Genomic DNA, 24,304 nt, shown 5'->3' with positions numbered 1-24,304 from the left:
GGTCAGATCCTTTCGGCGAGGGCCGGCGGCGCGCCTTCGCGCCTGCGCTGCTCCTGGAGCTGCTGGCGCAGCAGTTCCAGGGAGCGTGCGATGGCCCCGACCTCGTCGTGATGGCGCGGGTAGAGGACGGTGCGGCGGTCGCCGTCGGCCAGCGTCTCGGCCTGGTCGGCCAGTTCGCGCAGCGGACGTACGACCACGATGTGCAGCCAGCCCAGACAGGCGGCGGCTGCCGTGACCCCGAGCAGCCCGGCGAGCACCGTGCGGTTCTGCGCGCTGTATTCGGGGATCGCGAGGGCGGAGGCGGGCTGCCAGCTGACGACGGTCCAGCCGAGCGACTTCGCGGCGCCGCCGCCGGCGAAGGGGGCCGCCGCGGCGATCTGGATGCCGTCACCGTCGCGGAACAGGACCCCGCTGGGGCGTGTGCTGAGGCCGACCTTCTGGCCGGTGGCCTCGACCAGCGAGTCGAGCCTGCTGGAGGGCAGCTTCTCGAACGCCCGGTAGCCGTTGTTGGAGCCCATGGTCCGGCGCTCGGCGTCGACGATCCGTACCTGGCCGAGACCGGGGCGCTTGAGCAGCGAGTTGAGGAAGTCGACGCGGAACTCGCCGACCACGAGCGCGCCGTCCCGGCCGGGCAGTTCGGCGTATCCGGCGACCTGCGGTTCCTTGGAGTCGGTGGAGAGCACGGCGATCGGGGCGTTGCCCTCGTGCTTGCCGCCGGGGTGCTGCGGATTGTCGCCCGCCTTGGCGAGGACGGAGCCGTCGGCGGAGAGCACGTACAGCGAGCGGTAGCGCGGGTGCTCGGTCATGGTGCGTTCGAGGACCTTCGCCATGTCCGCGGGCGCGGTCTGGTCGCCGATGAGGGTGGCGACGGACAGCAGGTCGGCATGGCCCTCGTTGAGGGCGCGGCGCACCCGGTCGGTGACGGTGTCGGTGCGGTCGCGCTGGTCGCTCACGAGCTGCTGCGGTACCACGAGGGTGTCCCCGGCGCGGTTGAGCAGCAGCATCATCGGGGCGGACCAGATGAGCAGCAGGATCCCGCCGCCGGCGAGCAGGGCGCGGGTGCCGACGCGCCGTCCGCGCCGCTTGGAGCCGCCGGTTCCGGTTCCCTTGTCCGTGGCCGGGCCGGCGCCGGGCGCGGGGGCGCCGAGCAGCTGGAGCCGCAGCATTTCCAGCGCGTCCCCGATCCGGCGCGTCTCGCCGAAGCGGGGCACGGTCACCGGCCGGGTGAGATCGCCGCGGGTGAGGCGGCGGCTCTCCAGGAAGAGCCGGATCAGCGGGCGCTGGACCGTACCGAGCAGCAGGGCCACGGCGAGCGCCCCGATGACGATCAGCGCGGCGGCGGACATCAGGCCGAACAGCGGATCGTTCACCCGGCTCGTGTTCTCCGGGACGGCCACCTGCGTGACCACGGAGAGACCGAGGCCGGTCGCGTCGGTGCTCTCGCCCGCCTCGGGCGCCGCGAGCGTCGCGTATCCGGCGACCGTACGCTCGTCGGTGATCCGGGAGCCCGTCATCGTCCCGCTGATACCGAGGAAGCCGCCGGAGCCCGGCTCCTTGGTCGTGAGCGGGTTGTCGCCGGACTTCTGCGCGGCGAGCTTCGCGAAGGCCTTGAGCTGCTTCTCGGTCTCCTTGAGCTCGTCCTTGATGTTCTCCGAGTCGGTCTCCTCGGGAACCTGGAGGCCGTCGCTGCTGAGGATCGTGCCGCCCGAGTCGACCACGGCGATCACCCGGAACTTGCCGAGGCTGATACCGGGGACCTTCAGGCTGTTCGAGGTGACCAGAAGCTGCTGCGGCTGCCCCTCCCACGACAGCAGGGCGAAGGTGAGCAGCCGGGTCTCGCCGTTCTGCAGCCGCACCATCCGGGGGGCGAGCCCGTCCTTGTCGGACAGCTTCTCCCGGTCGACCGCGAGGAGCGGCACGTTCTCACCGCGCGCGGCGAGCAGCTTGCCGGACTTGATCTCGACGATGGCCGAGCCGCGCCACTTCTGGTAGACGTTCCCCAGCTTGTCGAGGACGGTGTCGGCGGAGACCGGATCGCCCGCGTTGAACAGGGCCGCCGTCCGGCTGAGGTCCGTGATCGACTCGTCCAGCGAAGCCCGCAGCGCGACGGCGCCGTCCTCGGCGAAGTGCTGCTGGGAGATCCGGACGGCCTCGGGGAGCGCCTCGTTCTCCGGCTTGCCGAATCCCAGGGCCGTGAGGCCGGCCAGCGCGAGCAGCAGTGCCGAGAGGACCGCGATCGGTGGGCGTATGCCGCCCAGGAGCGACATGTCGGCCCGTCTGCGGACCTTGTGCCGCCGCTTCGCAGACGAAACGGCCATGGGGTACCTCTCTCAGCGTGGTGCGGGCAGCGCCCGAGCGCGCGCGTATGTGCGCGCAGGGGTATGAAGACGAGCGCGTGCGGGGATGAGGGGTACGGGGGGATTTCCCCCACCGCTCCCACGCGTCCCACGCGCGAAACTAGGACTGGCCGCGCGGTCGAATGGTTGTGCAAAATCAGACAACCGCGCGTGTGATGTGTATTACAGATGTTACGTACCGGACATGCGGAACCATCGGCCGACAGTTCCCGTCAGGGGTGCCTCACCCCGAAGGGGGACCGGACCGCGGGACTTTCGGCTGGGCAGCGGCCGTGACCGAAGCCTAATGTGGACCCAACAGCCGCCGGAATCAAGCTAGTTGGGCGGCGCCTCAAGAGGTGTCAGACCGTCCTTCGCCGCGCCGCGGTTCAGCATCGTGCCTTGTGTACGATCGAAGGCCAGCCGGTAACGAGCGAGTTGCACCTCGCTGTACTTCTTCCCCTCGTCCGGCGTGCCGCTTTCCGGCTTGCCGTTCTTGAGCGCCCGCGCCACATCGAGCAGCCGGTAGTCCGTGACCGCGCCGTCCGGCAGCTTGTCGGGGGTCTCGGGATCCTCCGGGTCCGGCGGGATGTCCACGAACGTCGGCACGTACTGTGCCCGCACATCCCACGTGCCGCCGTGCTTGGTGAAGGTGAACCAGCCGATGATGCCCTCCTCGGACTGGCCGGTGGGCACCTCGTGCCGGGCGACCTGATTGCCGAGGCCATAGGCGACCCAGGTGCTGTTGATCTTCTCCATCGGCTGCACGACATGGGCGTGATGGCCGATCACGAGATTGATACCGGTGTCCTTCGTGATGTGTTCCGCCAGCTCCATCTGCGACGGGCTCGGCGCGTTCTGGTGCTCACGCCCCCAGTGGATGCTGAGGATGACCACCTCCGCGCCCGCCGCGCGGGCCCGCTTCTCGGCCGCCGCGATCTCCTTGAAGGACGTTTTGTTGACCAGCCACGGCTTGTCCGCCGGCACCTTGTCGGTCCCGAATCCGAAGGCGAAGGAGAGCTGCGCCACCTTCACGCCCTTCGCCTCGGTGATGAGTGGCGTACGCCACTCCTCCTCGCTCCTGGCCGAGCCCGTGTGACGCAGACCGGCCGCGTCGAGCGCGTCCAGGGTGCGCTTCACGCCGGCGGCACCGTGATCGATCGAGTGGTTCGAGGCCGTCGAGCAGGTGTCGTAGCCGACGTCCTTGAGCGTGGTGGTGATCTCCGGCGGGACCTGGAAGTTCGGGAACCCCTCGTAGGGCCCGCCCTTCTTGGCGACCACCGGCTCCATGTGGCAGATCGCCAGGTCAGCCTTGCTGATCACCGGTTTCACCCCGGCCATCAGCGGCCCGAAGTCGAGTGCCCCGGCCTTGCCCCCCGTGGCCTTCGCGTCCTTCGTCGCCTGATCCGTCAGCGGGGGATGGATCAGTACGTCACCGGCCGCGGCGACCGTGAACGACGGGCCTCCGCCCCCCTTGGCGTCTGTGCCCCCGTCGCCGGAGCCGAGTACGGAACAGCCCGCGACGGCCGTGGCGAGGCAGGTGGCGAGACAGGCTGTCGCGGCGGCGCGGAGGGCCGTACGGGTGGCGGCACGTCGCCCGCGGGACAGAGGGACTCGACCGCGGAGCAGAGGGAGGGGTTGTTTCACATAGGTATTTTGAACGTCATATGACACGATCTCCGACCGTGAAGATAACAATCATGGCAAGCCTGCTGGTCGGGGTGCTGATCGCGGCAGCTGTGGTGATCGTCACTCCGGTCCTGGACCGGAACTCCGACGAACCCTCGGCACCCGCCTCCGGTACCGACCTCGATCTGGAACGCCGGATCGCGGGATTCGCCGCGGACACCGTGGCCGACGCCCGCTTCCTGCCGCCCAACCGCTTCGAGCGCGAGACCGTCGCCGCCGGGGTCGGACTCTATCTCGACGGCAAGCGCGGTGAGGCCGAACGCAGGCTCGCCGAGGTCGACTTCGGCGTACACATCCTCCGGGACACCGTGAAGGGGCGGCGGTACGCGGAGATCTCCGACCGGGCCCGCGAGGGCGCGCGCGGCTGGGGGCGGGTGTACATCGACCTCGACGCGCCCGCCCGCTTCTCGGTGCAGGTGCCGCACCCCGTCGCCGACGCGTACAGCGAGACCCTCGGCGCCGGCGTGCTGCGCGGCACCCCCGGCGGGGTGCTGGTCATGGCCGGTGCCCATCGCGCGGCGGGCGAGGGGAACGCCTCGGACGTCGCGCACCGTACCGACACGGTCTTCTACGCGGTCTGCGCGGAACTCGTCGCCCGCGGGATACCCGGCATCCAGGTCCACGGTTTCGCGGACACGACGGCCCCGGCGCACGACGTGGTGGTGTCCACGGGCGCCGGCGACGACGGCCGCCCGCAGGCCGTCACCCTGGCGCGGGCCCTGACGGACGACGGCTTCCGGGTGTGCCGCGCCTGGTCGTCCAAGTGCCCGCTGGCCGGGCGTACGAACAAGCAGGGCCGGCTCGCGTCGGACGACGGAGTCCCGTTCATCCACGTGGAGTTCAGCCGTACGATCCGGGAGGACACGGCCCGCGGCCGCCGCGTGGTGGAGGCGATGACGGCGGCGGTGACGGAGTGGCGGGCGACGGCGCGGGAGGCGCGCGCGGGGAGCTGAGGGGCGGTCCAATACCGAGAGCCGGCGTCAGCGCCACCGCGGCACGCGGAACCCGGCGGCCGACGAGGGGCCGGCCCCCCGGCGGGTCCGGCCCCTGTGGCGAGCGCTACGCCCTATCCGGCGAGGACGTCGCCGAAGTACGACAGACCGGTGGGCCCGCCGACCGCGGCGGCGCCGAAGGACGTCGAACCGGTGGCGGTGATACCGCTCGTACCGGACTTGAAGAGCCAGACCGACCCCGCGCCCTTGTTCTCGGCGAAGGCGCCGGCCACCAGTTCCGCGCGGCCGTCCCTGTCGCTGTCCGTGAGCTCGACGGAGGAGCCGAACTGATCTTGCGCCTCGGCCGTACCGGGCACCCCCGCCGTGTTCTGCGTGAAACTCTTGGAACCGGTGCCGGTCAGCCCCTTCGCGGAGCCGCGCAGCACGGTGACCGTGCCCGTCGCCATCCTGCCCCCGATGGCCTCGCCCGGCGCGCCGATCGCGACGTCCGCGTAGCCGTCGCGGTTGGTGTCACCCGCGGCCAGACTCCAGCCGAAGCGGTCACCCTTCCTGGCGGTGCCGGGAATTCCGGCGGTGTTCTGGGTGATACGGACCGGGGTACGGGCGGACAGCCCGGCGGCGCTGCCGTAGGTCACCGTGATCGCGCCTCCGAGGCCGCCGTTCGGCTCGTCGGCGGACTTCTCCATGAAGTTGCCGGTGACGATGTCGCCGTAACCGTCCTTGTCGACATCGGCGATGACCGCCTCGTAGCCCCCCGCGGCCTTGCCCGACGCCTTGAGACCGGTCTTGCCCCCCTTGTAGAGGACGCTGCGGGTCCGGTATCCGTCGCCGCTCTCCTGCTGCCCCATGACCAGGAGGTCGGTCGCGCCGTCGCCGTTGACATTCCCCGCGACGATCTTGTCGGCGTTGATACCGGTCCGGCCGGATGTGTCGATACCGACGAGACCCGCCGCCTTGCCGGTCCGGGAGACCGGACCCTTGAAGATGTTCAGCTCGGGTGCGGCGATATTGACGGCGGCCAGGTCGGTGTGACCGTCCCCGTCGAAGTCACCGGAAGCGAGGCCCCAGCCGAGTTCGTTCCGGTACTCGGGCAGCGGGGCCGCGAGATCGACGGCGGACTTCAGGCCGCTCGCGCCTCCCCAGACGACGGTGAGGACGCCGAACGAGTCGGTGGTCCCGATCCGCTCGGAGTGCACGCCGACCACCAGATCGGTGTAGCCGTCACCGTCGAGGTCACCGGTGGTGAGGCGGTCGCCGAAGTGGTCACCCGCCTCCGGCACTCCCGGAACACCGGCGGTGGCCTGGCTGATGATGGCGCGCTCGGACTTGTCGAGTCCGTTCTTGGTGCCGTAGACGACGGCCACGTACCCGGCCCCCGCCTTACCGCTGACCTTCCCGAGGGGCGCGGCGATCGCGAGGTCGCCGTAACCGTCGCCGTTGAAGTCGCCCCGCACCCCGGACGGCGCGGCGACGGCGCTGCCCCCGGCGGCGAGCAGTAACCCGCTGATGAGGGCGGCCGAGGCGGTGGTCGCGAGGATGGTGCGAAGGTGCTGCTGCATGCGTGTCCTCTTCTCCTTCGGCACCCCGGACACCGTGGTGGCCATCCGAGTCGGTGGTCCGAGCCTCCGAGCCGACGACGTACGGGGCTTGCCCCTGACGGGCCTCCGACCCCGCGCACACGCGCCGTCCGGTGCAGGTGTGACCGCCGAAGGGGCCCGGGGGTTGTACGGGACCCGGCGGCGGTGCCGAACTGAACCGGCAACTGGTCCGCGAGGGCGGCGAATTGCCGGCTTGTGTACGGGGCGGCCGCGATCCGAGTGGAAGGTCACCGGACCGGTGGCCCACCACCCCGCCACACCCAGAGGCCCCCCCACTACACCCAGGGAACCCGCACCACGCCCAGGGAACCCCCATCACACCCAGAGGCCCCCCCACCAAAGCCAGGGAACCTCCACTACACCCAGGGAACCCCCACCACACCCAGGGGAACCACGGGGCCACCCAGCACGCCCAACAGTCCCCGGCCCCAACCAACGACAAGAGGCCCCCCACAGTGACCCCGTACCGCGTCCTCGTCACCGGCTCCCGCGACTGGGAAGACGAAGACTTGATTCGCCACCAGATCACCCGCGTCTGGCTGCTCGCCAACCTGCCGTTCGTCGTCGTACACGGCGCGTGCCCGACCGGCGCCGACTGGATCGCCGGTGGCTGGGTCAATGACGTCGCCGTCGCTCATCTGGGCCCGGTCATAGAGGAGCCGCATCCGGCCGACTGGAAGACCCACGGCCGCGCGGCCGGACCGATACGCGATCAGCGGATGGTCCGGCTCGGCGCCGACATGTGCCTGGCGTTCATCCACAAAGGCACCCGGGACGCGACCGGCTGCGCGGACCTCGCTGAGGCCGCGGGGATCCCGACGAGGCGGTGGACCGTGTGATCGCCGTCGTCCGGCAGGACGCTCGCCCCGGGCCCCGCCCCCACCGAACAGGCGCTCAACTCGGCAGGGGAATACGGTCGAAGAGGTCGTTCAAGGCCACCAGATCGAGGAATGCAACGGCCTTGATCACGGATTCGCCACGGTAGGTCCAGATCCAGCAGTAGCTGTTGTGATACGGCACGCCGTCGCGTGCCACAGCCGATCCGTCCCAGTGAATGACGACAGTGTCGTTCTGTGCCCAGATACTCCGGACCTCGGGAACGAGCGTGGTCGACAGACGGCCCATTACGGGGCCGGAGCCATTGGCGAGGAACGCCTCCCTGCCGTAGTGAGTAGTGGGCTCGGCGGCGGCAACGGTCCAGATGACGTCATCGGCCAGGACGTCATAGAAACTTCCGCCGGTAGCCTGCCTCTCGAAAGCTACAAGGGTCAGGCGCTTGAGGCGCCTCTCCCGTGCTGTGGCGGCGGACCTGACATCCACTTCCTGGGCCGAGGCCGGAGCGGCCGCTAAAAGCGGAGTCGCGAAGAGGGCGCCACCTCCCGCTGCCTTCAGCACGCTGCGGCGCTTACGGTCGGTGCGGGAAGGGTTCACCGGTTCTGACATTCTTGTCTCCCCTTGAGTCTGACGAGATCGGCGAGTTGAACGAGGCTGGTGCTTGCCCTGCAAGCCGTTGCACACGCTGATCGACTGGCCGGCAGTTCGGTGCTCATCACTTCTTCCGTCTCCCGATGGAAAACGCAGTCGCCGTGGTGGAGGGTGCCGCGGTCGACAAAGACGCCGTCGGTGGTGAAGGCGGTGTCGTCGACGTAGTAGATGCGATTGCCGGTGATGGTGTAGCGGCGACCTCGTCGCACTGGCCGGCAACGTGAACTGGTGGCAGGTTGCCCGGACTTTCAGCGCGTCAGCGTTCGCCCCTGCCAAACGGCGGCGCGTCCGCGTACGCCGGCCTTGATCACCTACCTGGGATAAGGCTGGGTCTGGTTCCAGGTGGCGTGGATGGAGCCGAGAAGGTTGAGGGCGTGGGCGCTGGGGCTTCCGGGGGCGGCTTGGTAGATGACGAGCTGTTGGCCCGGGGCGTCGCGTACGTCGAAGGCCTGGTAGGTGAGGGTCAGGAGACCGACGTCCGGGTGGCGGAGGTGCTTGGCGTCCTGGGTCTTGCCGCGTACCCCGTGGGTGTTCCACAGCCGGGTGAAGTCGGCGCTGTGCTCGGTGAGGGTGCGGACGAGTTCCCGCAGCCGCGGGTTGTCCGGGTCGAGGCCGGCACCCTGGCGCAGATTGACCACGGTGGCCTCGGCCGTCCAGTCCCATCGGGGGTAGAACTGTCGGCCTGCCGGGTCGAGGAAGGTCATGCGGGCGAGATTGTCCGCCTGCTCGAAAGGTGAGTACAGGATGTCGGCCAGGGCGTTGGTCGCCAGGATGTCCAAGGTCCGGTTGATGACGAACGCCGGGGCTCCCGGGTAGCCGTCCATCAACTGTCGCAGCGCGGGACTGACGTGGTCTGTGGTGTGGGTGAACTGGTCACTCGGCGCTGTTCCGGCCAGCTGGTACAGGTGCGTGCGGGCGTCGGTTTCGAGCTGCAGCGCGCGGCAGAGTGCATCGAGCACTTGGGGCGAGGGGTGGCGTTCGCGGCCCTGTTCCAGCCGGGCGTAGTAGTCAGGGTTCACACGGGCCAGGACGGCGACCTCCTCACGACGCAGTCCGGTGACTCTGCGCACGCCGTAGCTCGCCATGCCGACGTCCTGCGGCCGCAGGCGCTCCCGGCGTGCGCGCAGGAACTCTCCCAGTTGGTTGTCGGGCATGTCTTCAGGCTAGGCCGCGGGGCGGCGTGCTGCCTGGGTGTGGCGCACCCAGGCAGCACGCGTCCTGGTCGGCGGTCACCGACCTGCCCAGACTCGGTGGGGCAGGACAGATCCGTACCTCAGGACAGATCCGTACCTATGGACGAAAAGAGTCCGCCATGGCAGGGAGCGCGGAGGACGGCAATGCCGATGTGGTCGGTATGTGGGTGACGCGGACGGTCACATCCGCCAGGAGGTGCGGGCGGACGGCCGATACGACGAGGCCCGCGGTCGCCGGTCCAGCGCTTGCACGAGGCGCCGCTCGGTGACGGACAGCCGGATCGATTACGTCGACGACACCGGATTCACGGCGATGGGCGGCATCCGCGACGGCGTGCTTCACCACAAGCACCTCGTCCTCTACCGAGAGGAAAAGCAGGCATGACAGACAGTGCGAAGATCGTCGCGATCACCGGGGCGAGCAGCGGGATCGGGGAGGCGACCGCCCGCCGCCTGGCCGCCGACGGCCACCGCCTCCTCCTGGGCGCACGGCGCACCGATCGTCTCGACGCCCTGGTCAAGGAGATCACCGCCGACGGCGGCACCGCGGCCTACCAGCGGCTGGATGTCACGGATCCCGCCAATGTACGAGCCTTCGTGTCCACCGCCTGCGAGCACTACGGGCGAGTGGACGTGATGGTCAACATCGCCGGGGTGATGCCGCTGTCCCCGCTGGAAGCCCTGAAGGTCGACGAGTGGGACCGGATGATCGACGTCAACGTACGCGGTGTGCTCCACGGCATCGCCGCCGCCCTGCCGGTCATGCGGCAGCAGGGCAGCGGACAGTTCGTGAACATCGCTTCCGTCGGTGCCTACGAGGTGGTGGCCACCGCCGCGGTGTACTGCGCCACCAAATTCGCCGTACGCGCGATCTCCGAGGGCCTGCGCCAGGAATCGGCCGGTGACATCCGAGTCACCGTCGTCTCCCCCGGCGTCACCGAATCCGAACTCGCCGATTCCCTCTCCGACCCGCGCGCCCGCGAGGACATGAAGACCTATCGCTCGGTGGCCATTCCCGCCTCCGCCATCGCGGACGCCATCGCCTTCGCCATCACCCAGCCCAGCGACGTCGACGTCAACGAGATCGTGGTTCGCCCCGCCGCCGGCGTCGGCTGACGACGGTGACCCTGTGGGCGGAGGCGAGGCGGTCAACCACGTCGGTGAGCGCAGGCCGCCGGAGCGCCTTGTGGATCGATTCGGCCTGTCGGCCCGCGTAGCCGGCGAGGCCGGGCGGCACCTCCACACGTCGGGGCTCGCCGCCGGAGGCGCGGCGCACGGAGGAGTTCTCGTACCTCGTCGAAGTCGGCGAAGCCCAGGCGGGGTGCGCACGAGCCGGCTCATGGTGGCCTTGGAGACCCCGCCCAGGGCGGCGAGTTCTGCGCCCCGGTGGGCGTGCCATACGTGCGCCGCAAGCGCGGGAGCCCTCCCGTCTGCTGGACGGAAGGGCCCCTGACCTGGTGTTTTGCTGTGCCCCCGGCAGGATTCGAACCTGCGACACCCGCTTTAGGAGTGGGATTGGATCCTTGCCGGGGGGTGCTCGACCCTGCTTCGCGGTGCTGTTTCCCCTGGTCAGTAGCGCGCAACCGTGTAGTCGATCCCTCGTATGACGCTTTGTGTCGCGCAGTCCGCTCACGCATCGCGCACGCATGAAGGCCGTGTCCTGGAAACCAGCCGCTCTTTGTCTCCTACTGGATGAGGGCATGCAGGACGGGTACGGAAGCCCCGACACTGGTCAGTCCGGCCAGAGCGGCACCAGCGGGCTGAGTGCCGCAGAGGAGGGCGAGGCCGCCGGTGACTACGCCGATGACTACGGATGCCAGGAGGATGAGCGCGGTGCGTACGGTCATGAAGGGACCAGGCTCTGAGTGTGGAGGCGGGGGCGAAACTTGAGGGTCCTGAGAGTGCGTCATGCATCCCATGGCAACAGTGCCTAGCCCGTAGACCTGCATCGCACGAACGAAGTTGTGATGCCGCCAAAGTTTCGGCGGATTTCGGCGCGGTACGGCCTGAGGTCCCCTAGCGTAGGCGCCAGACGCAACAGGGGGTGGACAGATGAGCGCGCCGAACAAGACCGAATTTACGGTCGGGCTTGACCGGCTAGCTGAGGAGCTACGCCAACTGCGAGCCGATCGCGGGGGCCCCACGCTCAACATGATCGTGTCCCGCGCGGCTGCTATGCCGGGTGCAAGCCCCTTATCAGTCTCCGCCCTCAGCGAGGCATTCAACGGCAAGCGGCTCCAGCGGCTGGACACCCTGATGTCTCTGGTGCGCACGTTGCTCTCGTACGACGAGGACGGCAAGCACTGTCTCGTGGCACGCGGAACTCCCGAGATGGGGGTGTGGCGCGAACGGTGGCGAGACCTGGACCATATGCGGTCGCAGCGCAGCAGTACAGGTGTAGGTATCTCGGAGCGCGCCCCAGTGCGAGCCGTAAGTCCGCTGGCCCTCCAGGCGCTTGCGGACGACCTAGAAGGCGGATACGTCGTGGCTCTGAGGCCTGTTCAGGGCCCTGCCGATGAGTACGACGCATTGGCCTTCTCACCCGATAAGCAGTACCTGGCCCTGGGCGGCTGCGACGGGGTCATATATCTGCAAGATCCCATGGGTAGCGCTGTAACGAACCCCCTCGCCGGACACCGCGACATCGTTCGTGACCTGACCTTCTCGTCCGATGGGCGGCTGCTTGCTTCGTCGGCTGATGATGGAACAGTGTGGCTGTGGGACGTGACTTTCCGCATCCCTGTGGGGGGAAGCCTGCCTGACAGCGAGGGGATCCTCGACAGTCTGGCGTTTTCCCCCGACGGAAGTCTATTGGCGGCAGCCGGATTCGTAGGGTGTGTGTACCTGTGGGACACCGCTACACGCGAGATGATCAAGACTCTGGATGTGGGGCAAACCCGGGTCGACGGGCTTACGTTTTCCCCCGATGGCTCCCTGCTGGCCGTTGCCGGATACGACGGGATAACGCAGCTGTGGTCACCCGCCACATGGGAGGTGACCGGATGCATAACCGTTGGGAAATGTTGCGGTATTGCGTTCGCGCCTGACGGAAAACTGTTGGCCTCAGCGGGGAGCGATGGATCGGTGCGGTTGTGGGATCCACTTGTCTCGGGAACGGGCAACGCTGTCCGTGATTGCTCGTCTGCTCAGACATGAGCCGTGAGCGCGGTGACCTTCTCGCCGGATGGTCAACTCTTGGCCGGTGCAGTTATGGACGGCACAGTGCGCTTATGGAATGCGGCTGACGGCCAGCCACTTCCCGGCTCTCTCGATGCCTCCCTCGGCGAGGCGTACGACGTTGCTTTTTCTCCGGATGGTGGCCTCCTCGCAGCAGTCGGTTATCGCGACAGCGTCCGTATTTGGATCACGCCTGTTCATCGTGCTGGCGGGTGATAGCTGGGCCCGAAGCCGCCTAGCCTCGATCTTTCTTGAGGGTCCACCGACTCCGTCGGTGGACCCTCAAGAAAGATCGAGGCTAACGAATGTGGTGCTGGCAATCTGGTGGTGTCGTACTGCTTGGTGTACGAGGATCACACGGGGACCCAAGGCTGTGGTCTGCGCTTGGGTGCGTCCAGGTATCTGACCGATGCCATGCCGAGGGTCTCGGATGGCGAGGGGGAGAGACATGAAACCGGCGGAAGAGCTTCTGGAGGAGATTTCCAGAAAGAGGTCCGCACTGCGGCTACACCGTGCGTGGAGTGCAGGAGAGGGACGCATCTACGCGCTACTGCGGAAGGCGGCCGAGTTCAGAGCCAGGGAGATGGACGCCGGGATACAGACTGATGTTCCCTGGGAGACCCTCTTCGAGTTCGTGATTGAGTGGCATCACCAGTTTCCGCTTGGTGATGGTGACTGTGATGAGGATGCGGCTTTCGAAGTGCTCACCTCCACTATCGAGTTCTCGCGGTGGGATCAGATAGAACACAGTATCCGCATGGGTGGTTACTCGGTGAGGCGCAGAGGTAGGGATCTTCGAGTTCGCCACGCCTGGGATGTGGCCCTTGAGGCAGCCGACATGTATCTGGAATCACGAGCGCGACCCAGAGAACTACCACCGTTCTCCGAGGTGGAACGGAGGTGGGCCCGGGCTCGCCCCGTCGAGTCGCGCGAAGGGCCGCCGTTCGAGGTTTTGAAGGCGTCCGCAGATCGGGCAATGGTGTCTATTGACGCCTGGAGGAAGTCTGCGCCGGAAGGATACTTGCCCGATTCCTTCGCCCTCGGCAACGGACTCACTATGGGGGAAGCCACGGTTCTCCTGGCCGGCATCATGGGGCTTGCTGACCTCTGTGAACTTGCGGCACGCTCTGCCGCGAGACTGGAGAGCACTCTTGCTCATCTGGATCGGCAGGTGATGGTCGATGCCTTGAGCCAACTGTGCCCCGAAATTCCGACCGCGCATATCGACGACCTGCTTGAGCGGTTGACCTATCGGGTGGGCCGTTCGGCCCGGACCGCGCCCCTCGTCGAGAGTGGAGAAAAGATCATTCTTTGTCCTCCTCTCATTACTTCGAGGGCGGTTGATGCCATTGCGCTGAGAACGGCGGCTCAAGATGCGAGTCGGTTCGGTCGGGTGGGGCACACCCTGGGGAAACGGGCAAAAGAGTGGGAGGATTGGTTTGCCGCGATTCCGGGGGTAGTAGCACGGAGTGGTGTGAAGGTGCTGCGTGCTGATGGAAAACGCGCGGGCGACCTGGACGTCATAGCTGTCGACGCCGAGAACAAGCTGGGAATCTGCCTCGAAATCAAGTGGCCCATCGACGCTGTCACGCGGCGTGAAGTAGGTAAAGTGGAGAGCTGGGTCACCTCTGCCGCAGACCAGTTGGAAAGGGTGCGTGGCGAACTGGAGTCAGGGACTGCCGTGGCCGAGCTGTCGGACGGATGGCCCCAGCTGAGTGAGATCGAGATGACCTGGGGCGTGGGCACACCCCAGCAGCTCTGTCTACGGCCGATTTCCGTGCAGGGCATCTACCCGACCTCGTTGCGCTATCTCATTGAGGCCGGAGACCCGCCGTCGCTTCGCAGCGTTGTGGAGATGCTCAAGCGTCCGGATCTGCCGAAGCGGGGCCTGCACTATTCCGAGGAGACGTTCACCTTGAGGGTGGGGCACCATGCCGTCGTGGTTGACACAGTCGGACTCAGGCAGTTCGGATGGCGCCCGAGATTTCCTAACCTCGCATGAGGCATACGTTATCCGAGTGCCTTTCCTTTCACAGAGTGGTCACTTGGTGTACGTGACTCGCATGAAGAGGGCCGCTCCGCGTCCGACCTTGCGGGCAGTCGGAGTGGGATCGAATCCTTGCCAGGCAGTGCTGCACCCTGCCGCAGGGCGCTGTTCTGCCTGATCAGCGCCCTGCGGCGTCGTACCCCATCCAGCTCGTGACGCTGCGCCGGACCGTCCGCTCACGCACCGCGCACGCACGTGAGGCCGCTCAAGAGTCCAGGCTCTTGCGACACACGCGCAGCCCCCTATCGGCCTGAGGCCGTCAGGTTGATTGTCCGCTGTGCGTTCTCGATTAGGCGGCCGTATGTAGTGACGCTCAAACGCGTCAGGTACGAGTTGAAGGTACGAATGGTTTCGTCGATCTCTTGGGGCGATGCATCTGTGGTCACGAATCCGCTGTGCCCGATCACGACCGTCATCGACGCGCGTCGGCAATCGATACCCAAGTCCACTAAGATCTGTGGGCGCTTCTCGTCCAGCTCGCGTAGGTAGTTCATTGCCTGCCCGACCGCTTTGTTGACTTCTGTGCCAACAATCAGGTGGTTTCGCTGGCCGGTGACTAGCCGCTTGATGTTGGCCTTCTTGAGTTCGACGCCGTGCAGGGTGCCGTCTGGTCGGAGTAGAGCCAGGTCCAGCTGGTCTCGCAGGGTGATGTTGCGGCGGACCGTGCCTGGCAGGAACTCGCCCCCGAAGATCCAGGTCATCCGCTCGACGAGTCTCTGCAGGTCGCCTTCGCTGCTTTCGGGGTCCTCGACTGCGACGCGCAGCTCATCCAGATCAGCCTGACGTCGAGCGCGCTGAACCAGAGTCGCGAGCAGCTGAGCCTCGTCGAGCTCAACGAGGGACGTGGCGGTTGCTGGCTCGCTTTCCAGAACGGTAAGCAGCTTGCGGATGGCGGTCGCGGCTGGCTGGTTACCGACAGGTTGCAGCCGAAGGCTGATGCGAGAGGCGTTCCGGAACGGGTCTACCTCGTCCGTTGGCATCGAGACGCCGTTCAGCTGGCGAAGCCGGAAGAGCGGTGCTCGAGTGTCCACTATGTGTGGCCGATGAGCGTAGGAGGGCGTGATATCTCGTTTGCCGGTATCCACCCAGCGCTCCACCGGTGATTCGGGTTCAATCGCGAACTCCCCGAGATAGAGACTCTCGCTGCGGTGCGCGACGAAGACCCTCAGCGGTACCCCGCGCCGCCTGTGCGCGAGCGCGGCCAGGTTGTCGTCCGAGATGGTGTCTGTCCACTGTGACTGTCCGGAAGCAAGCAGCACAGGGCCATCCCATCGAGGGGCAAGTTGGCCTGTGACGGAGCGATCGAGGAAGAGGAATGCGTTGGGAGTCCTCCCACTGGCACCGACAGTGAGTCGTGGGCTGCCTCCGTAGACATCGTGCAGTTCGCTCCGTTTGACGACTGCCCCGGGTGGGCTGCTCCAAGCTGTGGGCATGTCATCCGGTGCCTGTATCTCCTCCAAGAGTTGAATCAAATCTCTCCATCGCCTGGCGGCCAGATTGAGCGCTACCAGCTGGCGTCCTGTAGTCGCTGACCGCGCCCGCTTCACTACGTGATCAAGGCCCGAAGTCCGGAGTACCGGGGTCGAGACAGGGGCGGCGAACGAGAGCTTGCCGAAGGATAGACGCACTCTCACATGAGGGGGAGTCGATCCCTCGTCGCCCCTCTCTATGAGCCGCGCGAGCGACCAATCAAGCGTGTCGGACTCCACAGGGGTCGTGATGGCGATCTCCCCCAGCGCCACTACGCCGCCGCCTCGGCCCTTCCGCCACAGTAGGACTGCGTCGCCTTCCTCAACCTCGAGGCGGGTGACGGTTGAAAGCGACGAATCCCAGCCCCCGGCCGACTGGGAAGATCCACGGGTCATCTCGTACGCGGACGTCTTGTTCTCGGCGGCTAATAGCCAGTACTTCATGTCTCTCCTCCCACGCCTTGAAATACCGCGAACGTACAGCGACTCATTCGCTTGTAGAGAGAGATCGACACCGGCTGTCGTCGTGGGCTGTCCACTTTGAACTGGCTATGTAGCCCACTCGAGCGGCTGAGCCGTTCGAACGCGGTGGGTCACCTTGGGCGCCGGTCAGCGGGTGGCGCGGATCATCACCCTGAGGACCGGCGAGGCCGGTGATGGCTGGCTCTGTCCGATCTCCTCGTACCCCCACGACTTGTAGAGCGCGTGGACTTTTCCCTCGCCGGCGGCCGGGTTAACCATGAGTGTCACGTACGGCTCGTCGCGGATGGCGAGGAGGGCGTCGTGGATCCGGCGGGCGGTGCCGGTCTTCCGCCAGGCCGGGCGGACGCCGATCTCCTTCAGGGCCACGGCCGGACGCTCGGTGAACTTCTCGGTCGGCGCCGGGCTGGTGCGCTGCCAGTAGCGGTCGCCGTGCTCGATGGTGTTGCCGTAGGCGTAGCCGACCGGATGCCCGTCCGCGTACGCGAGGACGGCCGTGAACCCCGGATCGGCGCAGTGCCGGTCCAGGCGCTCGCCGAACGCGGTGACTGCATAGTTCGGCAGGTGGAGCAGCGGAGCGCGCACGTCGGCGTACACGTCGAGGAGGTCGCCGCGGGCGGTGTCGAGGGTGGTGAAAGTGCGCAGTTCGATGGCGGGCGCCGTGGTCATGCGGCCATCCTCCAGGTGGCGGCGTGCTCGGTCCAGCTCTGGACGGTGGTGCTGCCCGGCGCGGTGGCGCGCAGCGCTGCCCCGAACTCCTGCAGCATGCGCGTCACCCGGGCGTGCTGGGTAGCGGCGTCGGCGGAGACCTTCATCGCGGTGGCCGTGGCGGCGTCTGGGGCACCCTGGGCGAGCTGGGCGTGGGCGAGCCGGGTCGTGGTGATGGCCCGGGAACGGATCATGTGGGGCCGGAGGGCGGACAGGCAGCGGTGGGCGTGGTACTCGGCGGTGGAGTAGTCGCCGAGTGCCAAGTGCGCCGACAGGGCCAGGGAGTCCAGTTCTGCCTGGTCGTAGAAGGCGAGCATCCACACCGGCCGGTAGTCGGCGGGGTCGGCGCGCAGCATGGCGTCCTGAGCCTGCTCGAACGCCCGGCGGGTGCCCGTGCGGTCCTGAGCCGCGCCATGGATGGCCCCCTGGCGGGCCAGACCGAGGGACGCGAACAGTGGGTCTCGGCGGGTGAGGTGCAGGTTGCGGGCGACGTCGTTGGCGGCGAATGCGTCGGCGGGGCGGCCCATGTGCCGATACATGGTGCCGGCGTGACTCCAAATGCGGAACTTGATCGCCTGATCGCCGGACATCTCGGCGAGGGCCTGGGCCTCACGCATGTGCGCCTTGGCGACGTCGTAGCGCCGGCCGTCGATGGCGGCCCACATTGCAGAGGAGCGGAAGGCGGCTGCTGAGGCGTAGAGGTTGCTGCGTACCCGCTGTGTGGCGCTGCCGGCGTTCTGGAGGTTGAGCGCCTCGTCGGCGAGGGCGGCGGCCCGCTGTTCGATGCCGAGTTGTCCGCCGTGGCGGTGGTCGCTGGCGATGATCTCGGCGAAGCGCTTGTTGAGGCGGTTGACGTCGCTCATGCCGATACGGCGCGGCGATGCCGTGCCGGGTGCGGCTGCCGCGGCGGCAGCCGCCGCGATGCTGCCGACGAGGGTGCGGCGCTTCATGTCGGGGTCCTCCTGCTGCGGTGGGGCCGGGGTGGACGAAGGCCGGCTCCGTGGCACGAACCCTAAGGCGATGGCGGGTAGTCCGGTGACGTCCTCAAGTGCCCTGCGGGCGGCTGACTTTGGCCAGGTGACCCGGCCCGCCTTCCAGGCCCGAACCGACGAGCCGTCGAGTCCACCAGGGCGTCCGGTCAACCGTTCAATGGCCCTGTTCACGGCCTCGGCGAGGCTGTTGGAGCTGTAGCCGTGTTCGGTCATCCACGCCTCAAGAACGGTGTTGCGGGTGGTGTCCATGCGGGCACGGTAGCCCGCACGATCCTCACTCGCCAGGTAAAGGAGAGGTCAAAACGCCCTAGGTCGGTCCGTCGGCTGAGCACCTGAACGTCCTAACCAACGTGCTGGGAAAGGGAGTTGTCTGGGTGCTGGTCGCCCGCCGTGCCCCACCGTGCGGGCGGCTGTTGACGGCCCGGCCCGCCCCTGAGGTTCCCCCGCAGGGGCGGGCCGGGCGCCGAGACGACACGAAGGCTCCACCCCAATGACGAGTCTGAGAACACCAGTTGAGGCCCTCTCCGTCGGCCACCCCACGTACAGCCAGACCTTCCCGTGCGAGCCGTCCACGGCCGAGCTCGGCCGCGAACTCGTCCGAGACGTCCTCGGCGTGTGGCACCTCGACGGCCTCGCCGACCGTGCCGCGCTGATCATCACGGAGCTCATCGCGAACGCCTCCAGGCACACTCCGTGTCCCGAGATTCGCCTCACGGTTGGGCGGCCGAGCGCGACTCGACTGCGTGTCGGCGTCGTGGACCGGGAACCATCGCGTCTTCCGATACTCAGCCAGGCGGCTGACGACGACGAATCGGGCCGCGGGCTGCTCCTCGTCGATGCTGTCGCCGACCGCTGGGGCTACGACCTGCACGGCTCGGACAGACGCCCTTGGGGCAAAGAGGTCTGGGCGGAACTCCGTACCGAGGGCGGCAAGTGAGCATCCCGGCCACGGCACCCTCGCCCCTTCCGGATCTGGCCCGACTCCGGCCCCACCAGCAGATGGCCATCGACCGCGCCCTCTGCGCCCGGCCGCTGGGAGCGAGCGGTCGACTGCTGGGCGAGATACGCCACCGGGGCCTGCCGTTCCACCTCTGGGCCTGCGCTCCCAACTGCCAGGCCGCCAGATCGACTATCCCGACCAGCTGAGAAAGGGGACGTCCTTCCATGGAGTGGCCGTGGATCACCGGTGATTGCTGGCTCGGCTGCGGGCGTACCGGAGTCCTGGTGATCTGGCTCGGTCCAGTGCAGTGGGACGGGCAGCACGCCCCTTTCTACGCGTGCGAGCCGTGCCTCGATCGCCTCAAGGCCCAGGCGCTCGCCTACTTCACGGAGCGGCGGCCGACGTCCGCTTGATCAGACTTCCGGCACACGACTTCCCGGCATGAGGCAGGCGGCCCGCGAGGTCCTACGCGGAGCACGCCCCTCGTGCCGGGCGGCCAGGAGCCGTCCGGGGAGCAGCCGTCTGGCAACGCTCCCGTGACGGCACCTGGTGGGCGCTCCAGCCCAGTAACACCACAACGATTACGAGGAGTTGAAGCATGACACGCAGCACCGTAATTCCCAGCCGCACCGAAGTACGCCCGCAGATCCCAGGTTCATCGGACGGCTTCGACCTGGACGTCTCCCTCGTCGAGATCGCCGACCCGGCTGGCCTGGTCAACCTGACCGACGACAACTGCGGGTCCACCTGCGGCGCCTGCACCACCAACGTCGCCTGACCCGGACCCCAGGTCACCCCGGTCTGGTGCCGCCGCGTCTCCGCGCGGCGGCACCAGCCGCCGGCCCTCTCACCTACGGAGGTACTTGGTGGTTGCTCCGCCCGCAGCGTTCCGCACCGGTCCCACTGCTCTCGTGCGCGCCGTGGCCCGGCCCTCGCTGCCGTTTCCTCCCTGCCCTGACCTCGACGACCGCTCGCCCAGTGGTTCGTCTGCCCGTGTGGCGTGGCTACGCACAGTCTGGGCGAATAGGGGTGTCGCCGAGGCACTCCAGCACTCCAGCCCGGTCCTGGCCGCGCAGGTACGGGCCCTGTGCACGGCTGAGCATCCCGCCCTCCGGGATGTGCAGCGCGCGGCGCTGTCCGTGGCCCGCTACGTGCTGCGGGCCCTGCACCGGGCTACGCCTTTCGGCCTGTTCGCCGGCGTGGCCACCGCGGAGTTCGGCCCGCAGGCGCGGGCCGACTGGGGCGAGGGGCACGTGGCCGTCGGCCGCGCGGGGGCAGAGTGGCTGGCGGCCCTGGTCGCACGGTTGGAGTCATGCCCGGACCTCCTCGAACGGCTGCCCGTCGTCATCAACAACACCGTGACGTACCGGGGAGAGCGGCTCATCGTGCCGTTCCAGCCCGACGTCCAGGACGACCGGACTCGTGCGGTCGAGGCGTCTCTGGCCCTGACCGGACCGGTGCGCGCGGTCCTTGCCGCGACCCGACTGCCGATCCGGTTCGGCACCCTCGTGGACAAGCTCCAGGCGGAGTTCCCCGAGGCCGGTCCCGAGAAGGCGCGTCAACTAATGGCGGAGTTGATCCGGCGGCGGGTGCTGATCACGGGCCTGCATGCTCCGAGCACCGAGACCGACGCACTCGGGTATCTGCTGGGCCAACTCGACGCGATCGACGCTGGAAGCCTAGCCCCGGTCGCGGAGACCGTACGCGAACTCCACGCGGTCCGGGCGGGCCTGGAGGAGTGCGCCACGCACGGCGGCCGGGACAGCGTCGCGGCGCGGATGCGAGACCTCGTCCCTGGCCTACGCCGCCACCCCGTCGCGCTCGACCTCCGCCTGGACGCACAGATCGTTCTGCCGGAAGCGGTCGCCCGAGAGATCGAGCGCGCCGCTCTCATCCTGACCCGCTTGAGCATCCGCCCGTACGGGACCGCCGCGTGGAACGAGTACCACCAGCGGTTCTACGAGCGGTACGGCATCGGCACGATGGTGCCGCTCGCGGAGGTCGTCGCGGACAGCGGCACCGGCTATCCCGACGGCTACCCAGGCGCTCCGGCTGGTGCCCACAGGCCCCGCGTCTCCGCTCGGGATGACGCCCTCGTAGGGCTGGCTCAGGCCGCTGCGCTCGACGGCCGTGACGAAGTGATCCTCACGGACGAACAGATTGAGGCCCTGGACGTGGGTCCCGACGAGCCTCGACTACCGCCGCACTTGGAGATCGGAGTGCGGGTGCACGCGGCCAGCCTGGAGGAGTTGCAGCGCGGGCGGTTCCGGCTGGAGGTCGTGAGCGTGTCCCGTGGTGTCGGCGTCTCTACGGGCAGATTCCTCAGCGTGCTGGCCCCCGCCGACCGAAAGGCCCTGGTCGCAGAGCTTGCCGACCTCCCGGCCGCAGACGGCAGCACCATGCCCGCGCAGCTCTCTTTCCCGCCCCTGCTCCCGGAGAGCGCCCACGTCACCCGCTCCCCACAGGTTCTACCCACCGTGATCAGCCTTCAGGAGCACCGCGCCCCGCAGGGCACCGTCCTCATCCCGGAGGACTTGGCTGTGGGGTGCGACGGCCGCCGCATGTACCTCGCCGTCCCCGAGCGAGGCCACCGCGTGGAGGCCATCGGGATGCACGCGCTGAACCTCCACACCCACACCCCGCCGCTGGTGCGGTTCCTCACCGAACTGTCCCGCGCCCAGTGCGCGCAGGTCACCGTCTTCGACTGGGGCGCCGCAGCGGCGATGCCGTTCCTTCCACGTCTGCGGTACGGCCGGACCGTGCTGGCCCCGGCGCGCTGGCGGCTGGAAGCGTCCGAACTGCCCGGCCATGCCCGCCCTCGGGCCGAGTGGGACGCCGCGCTCAGCGACTGGCGTGCCCGGCGGAGGCTGCCGCGCCGCGTCCATCTCGTCGAGGACGACCGGCGCCTCTTCCTCGACCTCGACGAGGCCAGCCACCGTGCGCTCCTGCGCAGGCACCTCGACCATTCGCGCCTGGCCGTGCTCGTCGAGGCCCCGGAACCGGAGGCGTACGGCTGGTGCGGTGGGCGAGTCCACGAGGTCGTGGTGCCCCTCAAGGCAACCAGGCCGTCGGCATGGCCGCCATTGCCAGCCCCCAGCCGGACCCGTGCCCTGTCTGCGGCTCAGATGCAGACACCTGCCGCTTCCTCGGTTCTTCTGGCCGCCCTGTACGGCGACCCCCGCCGCCAAGACGTCTTGCTCTCCCGGCACTTGCCTGGCCTCCTCGAACAGCTCGGTAACCCGCCGTGGTGGTTTATCCGCTTCCGCGACCCGGACCAGCACCTACGCGTACGCATTGCCCTCCCCGACCCCGGGGCCTTCGCTGACACGGCCCGAACGGTGAGCGCCTGGGCTGACGAGCTACGAAGCATTGGCCTGCTGGCCGACCTGCGCTATCCCACCTCCTACCGGGAGATGGGCCGCTGGGGCTCCGGCACCGCATGGGAGGCGGCCGAGGAGGTGTTCTGGGCGGACTCGCGCGCCATCCTGGCCCAGCTCGCGCAGCCACAGCGTCCGGGCCAGCGCACGCTGGTGGCGGCCCACACGGTCGCCATCACCTCCGCCTTCCTCGGCACCACCGAGGCTGGGATGCAGTGGCTGATCGACCATGTCTCGCCGACCGCACCCGTGCCCGTTCCACGCCCGCAGTTCACCGAGGCCGTACGGCTTGCCGACCCGAGCGACGACTGGTCGGCCCTGCGCAGGGTCCCGGGCGGAGACGCCACCGTGTCCGGATGGGCCGACCGAGAAGTGGCACTCGCCGCGTACCGGCCGTACCTGCCCGGCCCGGACACCCAGGGCATCGCCCTCGACGACGTCCTGACCTCCCTGCTGCACGTCCACTTCGTACGCCACGTCGCCGTGAACTTCCCAGAGGAAGAGGTATGCCTCTACCTCGCTCGTGCCGCCGCCCTGGCCTGGACCGCCCGCACCAGGGGGAGGGATTCGTGACCGCCCACCCCGCGCTCGGCCTGGTCGACGCCCTCGCCGCCCAGCTCACCGACCCCGAGACCATGCCCCGCGGCCCCAGGATGCTGTCCTCGGACCGGCAGCACCTTGCCTACGGCCCGCCCGGAATCGCGCTCCTGCACATCGAGCTGGCTGCGAACGGCCTCGGCCCGTGGCACCGCGCCCACGACTGGCTCGCCGCCGCCTCCCGGCAGCCGCTCACCAGCGGCCCGGACAGCCACCCCTTCTACGGGGTGCCTGCCTTCGCCCACGCCTTGTCCTGTACCGCCGACCACCTTCCCGACTCCTACCAACGCGCCCTCGACGCGATGGACGCCCAGATCACAGTCGACGTCGGACGCCGTCTCGACGCCGCACACCGCCGCATCGATGCCGGACGCCTGCCGCAGCTCGCCGAGTTCGACGCCATCCGGGGCCTCACCGGATACGGCGCCTATCTACTGCGCCGAAACCCCGGCAGCTCCACGATGCGCGCCGTTCTCGACTACTGCGTGCGCCTCACCGAACCGATCACCCACTACGGCGAGATCCTGCCGGGCTGGTGGGCGGAGACCGGGCCCTCGGGCAACCCGGACGACCGATTCTCCGGTGGACACGCCAACACCGGTATGGCGCACGGCATCGGCGGCGTGCTCGCGCTCCTGGCCCTCGCCGCTCGGAACGGCTCCGTCACCGATGGGCACCATGCAGCACTGCGCACCATCCTGGCCTGGCTGGACCGCTGGAAGGAGAAGACCGGCGGCGGATCGGTCTGGCCGTACTGGGTCACTCAGGGCGAGCTGCGCAGCGGGCGTCTCGGCTCGTCAGCCCTCAGGCGGCCGTCCTGGTGCTACGGCACCGCCGGCCTCGCCCGCGCTCAGCAACTTGCCGCGCTGGCCCTCGGCGATGCGAGCCGCCAAATCGCCGCGGAGAACGTGCTCGTGGCCGCCCTCACTGATCCCGAGCAGTTGAAGGCCACGACGGACAACGGCCTCTGCCACGGGTTCGCCGGCCTCGCCCACGCTGCCGCGCGTACGGCCAACGATGCCCACCCCTCGACTGCGGGAGAACTTCGCGCCGCGATCCCGGCCCTCCTGGCTGCGGTCATCCCACCGGGCACCGACCCCGAAGTCATGGCCACGGCGCTCACTCAGGACGAGGAAGGCGGCTCCGGCCTACTCGACGGCGCCGCTGGCATAGCCCTGGCCCTCCTCGCGCCCAGCACCGCCGCACCACCCCGGTCCGCCTGGGACGCATGCCTCCTCATCGCTTGATCCACCGACCGAAGGA

21 protein-coding genes and 1 pseudogene are annotated in these 24,304 nt (G+C 68.4%); 12 read left to right on the top strand and 10 right to left on the bottom strand.

The features are described from left to right. Nucleotides 1-2 precede the first annotated feature (2 nt). On the bottom strand, nt 3-2,318 hold the full coding sequence (locus ACIRQP_RS11115) for a HAMP domain-containing protein (RefSeq protein WP_403886781.1): 2,316 nt from the start codon (nt 2,316-2,318) through the stop codon (nt 3-5). Between the two features lie 354 nt (nt 2,319-2,672). Then, the gene (locus tag ACIRQP_RS11110; protein ID WP_403886778.1) at nt 2,673-3,983 is read right to left on the bottom strand and encodes a CapA family protein; all 1,311 of its coding nucleotides are present in this window, start codon (nt 3,981-3,983) and stop codon (nt 2,673-2,675) included. A 53-nt stretch (nt 3,984-4,036) separates the two neighbouring features. On the opposite strand from ACIRQP_RS11110, the gene ACIRQP_RS11105 reads away from it, so the two are divergent. Beyond that, nucleotides 4,037-4,978, top strand: a complete 942-nt coding sequence (locus ACIRQP_RS11105) for a hypothetical protein (protein WP_403886775.1) — start codon at nt 4,037-4,039, stop codon at nt 4,976-4,978. Between the two features lie 113 nt (nt 4,979-5,091). On the opposite strand, the gene ACIRQP_RS11100 is transcribed toward ACIRQP_RS11105, so the two are convergent. After that, nucleotides 5,092-6,537 carry an FG-GAP-like repeat-containing protein gene (locus ACIRQP_RS11100; RefSeq protein ID WP_403886772.1) on the bottom strand — a complete coding sequence of 482 codons (1,446 nt, stop codon included), beginning with the start codon at nt 6,535-6,537 and terminating at the stop codon, nt 5,092-5,094. 494 nt (nt 6,538-7,031) lie between these two features. Here ACIRQP_RS11100 and ACIRQP_RS11095 point away from each other — a divergent pair, with 494 nt between their 5' ends. Further along, complete coding sequence (locus ACIRQP_RS11095; RefSeq protein ID WP_403886769.1) at nt 7,032-7,415, top strand: SLOG family protein; 384 nt, start codon at nt 7,032-7,034, stop codon at nt 7,413-7,415. A 55-nt stretch (nt 7,416-7,470) separates the two neighbouring features. Here the strand turns inward: ACIRQP_RS11095 and ACIRQP_RS11090 are convergent, their stop codons facing one another. From ACIRQP_RS11090 to ACIRQP_RS11080, 3 genes are all read right to left on the bottom strand, one after another. Beyond that, on the bottom strand, nt 7,471-8,019 hold the full coding sequence (locus ACIRQP_RS11090) for a nuclear transport factor 2 family protein (protein ID WP_403886766.1): 549 nt from the start codon (nt 8,017-8,019) through the stop codon (nt 7,471-7,473). Beyond that, the gene (locus tag ACIRQP_RS11085) at nt 8,004-8,270 is read right to left on the bottom strand and encodes an Atu4866 domain-containing protein (protein WP_403886763.1); all 267 of its coding nucleotides are present in this window, start codon (nt 8,268-8,270) and stop codon (nt 8,004-8,006) included. The genes ACIRQP_RS11090 and ACIRQP_RS11085 overlap by 16 nt, the downstream gene beginning before the upstream one ends. Before the next feature lie 102 nt (nt 8,271-8,372). Then, nucleotides 8,373-9,215, bottom strand: coding sequence for a helix-turn-helix transcriptional regulator (locus ACIRQP_RS11080; RefSeq protein WP_403886760.1), 843 nt, complete (start codon nt 9,213-9,215; stop codon nt 8,373-8,375). A 158-nt stretch (nt 9,216-9,373) separates the two neighbouring features. On the opposite strand from ACIRQP_RS11080, the pseudogene ACIRQP_RS11075 reads away from it, so the two are divergent. After that, a pseudogene (locus tag ACIRQP_RS11075) lies at nt 9,374-9,639 on the top strand (Atu4866 domain-containing protein). After that, nucleotides 9,636-10,370 (top strand): SDR family oxidoreductase, encoded by a 735-nt coding sequence (locus tag ACIRQP_RS11070; RefSeq protein ID WP_403886757.1) that lies wholly within the window; start codon nt 9,636-9,638, stop codon nt 10,368-10,370. Before ACIRQP_RS11075 ends, ACIRQP_RS11070 begins: the two are co-directional and overlap by 4 nt. 569 nt (nt 10,371-10,939) lie before the next feature. Here the strand turns inward: ACIRQP_RS11070 and ACIRQP_RS11065 are convergent. Further along, complete coding sequence (locus ACIRQP_RS11065; protein ID WP_401485397.1) at nt 10,940-11,101, bottom strand: hypothetical protein; 162 nt, start codon at nt 11,099-11,101, stop codon at nt 10,940-10,942. A 205-nt stretch (nt 11,102-11,306) separates the two neighbouring features. Between ACIRQP_RS11065 and ACIRQP_RS11060 the strand changes: the two genes are divergently transcribed. The 3 genes from ACIRQP_RS11060 to ACIRQP_RS11050 all read left to right on the top strand — a co-directional run bounded on the left by ACIRQP_RS11060 (nt 11,307) and on the right by ACIRQP_RS11050 (nt 14,433). Then, complete coding sequence (locus tag ACIRQP_RS11060) at nt 11,307-12,410, top strand: WD40 repeat domain-containing protein (RefSeq protein WP_403886754.1); 1,104 nt, start codon at nt 11,307-11,309, stop codon at nt 12,408-12,410. 3 nt (nt 12,411-12,413) lie between these two features. Further along, nucleotides 12,414-12,647 (top strand): WD40 repeat domain-containing protein, encoded by a 234-nt coding sequence (locus ACIRQP_RS11055; RefSeq protein ID WP_403886751.1) that lies wholly within the window; start codon nt 12,414-12,416, stop codon nt 12,645-12,647. 232 nt (nt 12,648-12,879) lie between these two features. Then, nucleotides 12,880-14,433 carry a hypothetical protein gene (locus ACIRQP_RS11050; protein ID WP_403886748.1) on the top strand — a complete coding sequence of 518 codons (1,554 nt, stop codon included), beginning with the start codon at nt 12,880-12,882 and terminating at the stop codon, nt 14,431-14,433. A gap of 287 nt (nt 14,434-14,720) precedes the next feature. On the opposite strand, the gene ACIRQP_RS11045 is transcribed toward ACIRQP_RS11050, so the two are convergent. The 3 genes from ACIRQP_RS11045 to ACIRQP_RS11035 all read right to left on the bottom strand — a co-directional run bounded on the left by ACIRQP_RS11045 (nt 14,721) and on the right by ACIRQP_RS11035 (nt 18,376). After that, nucleotides 14,721-16,391 (bottom strand): Shedu anti-phage system protein SduA domain-containing protein, encoded by a 1,671-nt coding sequence (locus tag ACIRQP_RS11045; RefSeq protein WP_403886745.1) that lies wholly within the window; start codon nt 16,389-16,391, stop codon nt 14,721-14,723. A 165-nt stretch (nt 16,392-16,556) separates the two neighbouring features. Next, complete coding sequence (locus tag ACIRQP_RS11040) at nt 16,557-17,096, bottom strand: GNAT family N-acetyltransferase (protein WP_403886742.1); 540 nt, start codon at nt 17,094-17,096, stop codon at nt 16,557-16,559. Next, on the bottom strand, nt 17,093-18,376 hold the full coding sequence (locus ACIRQP_RS11035; protein WP_403886739.1) for an XRE family transcriptional regulator: 1,284 nt from the start codon (nt 18,374-18,376) through the stop codon (nt 17,093-17,095). Before ACIRQP_RS11035 ends, ACIRQP_RS11040 begins: the two co-directional genes overlap by 4 nt. 241 nt (nt 18,377-18,617) lie before the next feature. On the opposite strand from ACIRQP_RS11035, the gene ACIRQP_RS11030 reads away from it, so the two are divergent. From ACIRQP_RS11030 to ACIRQP_RS11010, 5 genes are all read left to right on the top strand, one after another. Further along, entirely contained in the window at nt 18,618-19,064 is a 447-nt protein-coding gene (locus ACIRQP_RS11030; RefSeq protein WP_403886736.1) for an ATP-binding protein, read from the top strand. A 227-nt stretch (nt 19,065-19,291) separates the two neighbouring features. Further along, nucleotides 19,292-19,480, top strand: coding sequence for a hypothetical protein (locus ACIRQP_RS11025; protein ID WP_403886733.1), 189 nt, complete (start codon nt 19,292-19,294; stop codon nt 19,478-19,480). 185 nt (nt 19,481-19,665) lie between these two features. After that, the gene (locus ACIRQP_RS11020; protein ID WP_403886730.1) at nt 19,666-19,845 is read left to right on the top strand and encodes an FxLD family lanthipeptide; all 180 of its coding nucleotides are present in this window, start codon (nt 19,666-19,668) and stop codon (nt 19,843-19,845) included. Between the two features lie 217 nt (nt 19,846-20,062). After that, complete coding sequence (locus tag ACIRQP_RS11015) at nt 20,063-23,017, top strand: lantibiotic dehydratase (protein WP_403886727.1); 2,955 nt, start codon at nt 20,063-20,065, stop codon at nt 23,015-23,017. Continuing rightward, a complete protein-coding gene (locus ACIRQP_RS11010) occupies nt 23,014-24,288 on the top strand; it encodes a lanthionine synthetase C family protein (protein ID WP_403886724.1) in 1,275 nt (424 codons plus the stop codon). The genes ACIRQP_RS11015 and ACIRQP_RS11010 overlap by 4 nt, the downstream gene beginning before the upstream one ends. Nucleotides 24,289-24,304: the final 16 nt, after the last annotated feature.

Source organism: Streptomyces sp. NPDC102274 (assembly GCF_044766385.1).
GTDB lineage: Bacteria > Actinomycetota > Actinomycetes > Streptomycetales > Streptomycetaceae > Streptomyces.
This window is presented reverse-complemented; position numbering and strand designations above follow the sequence as displayed.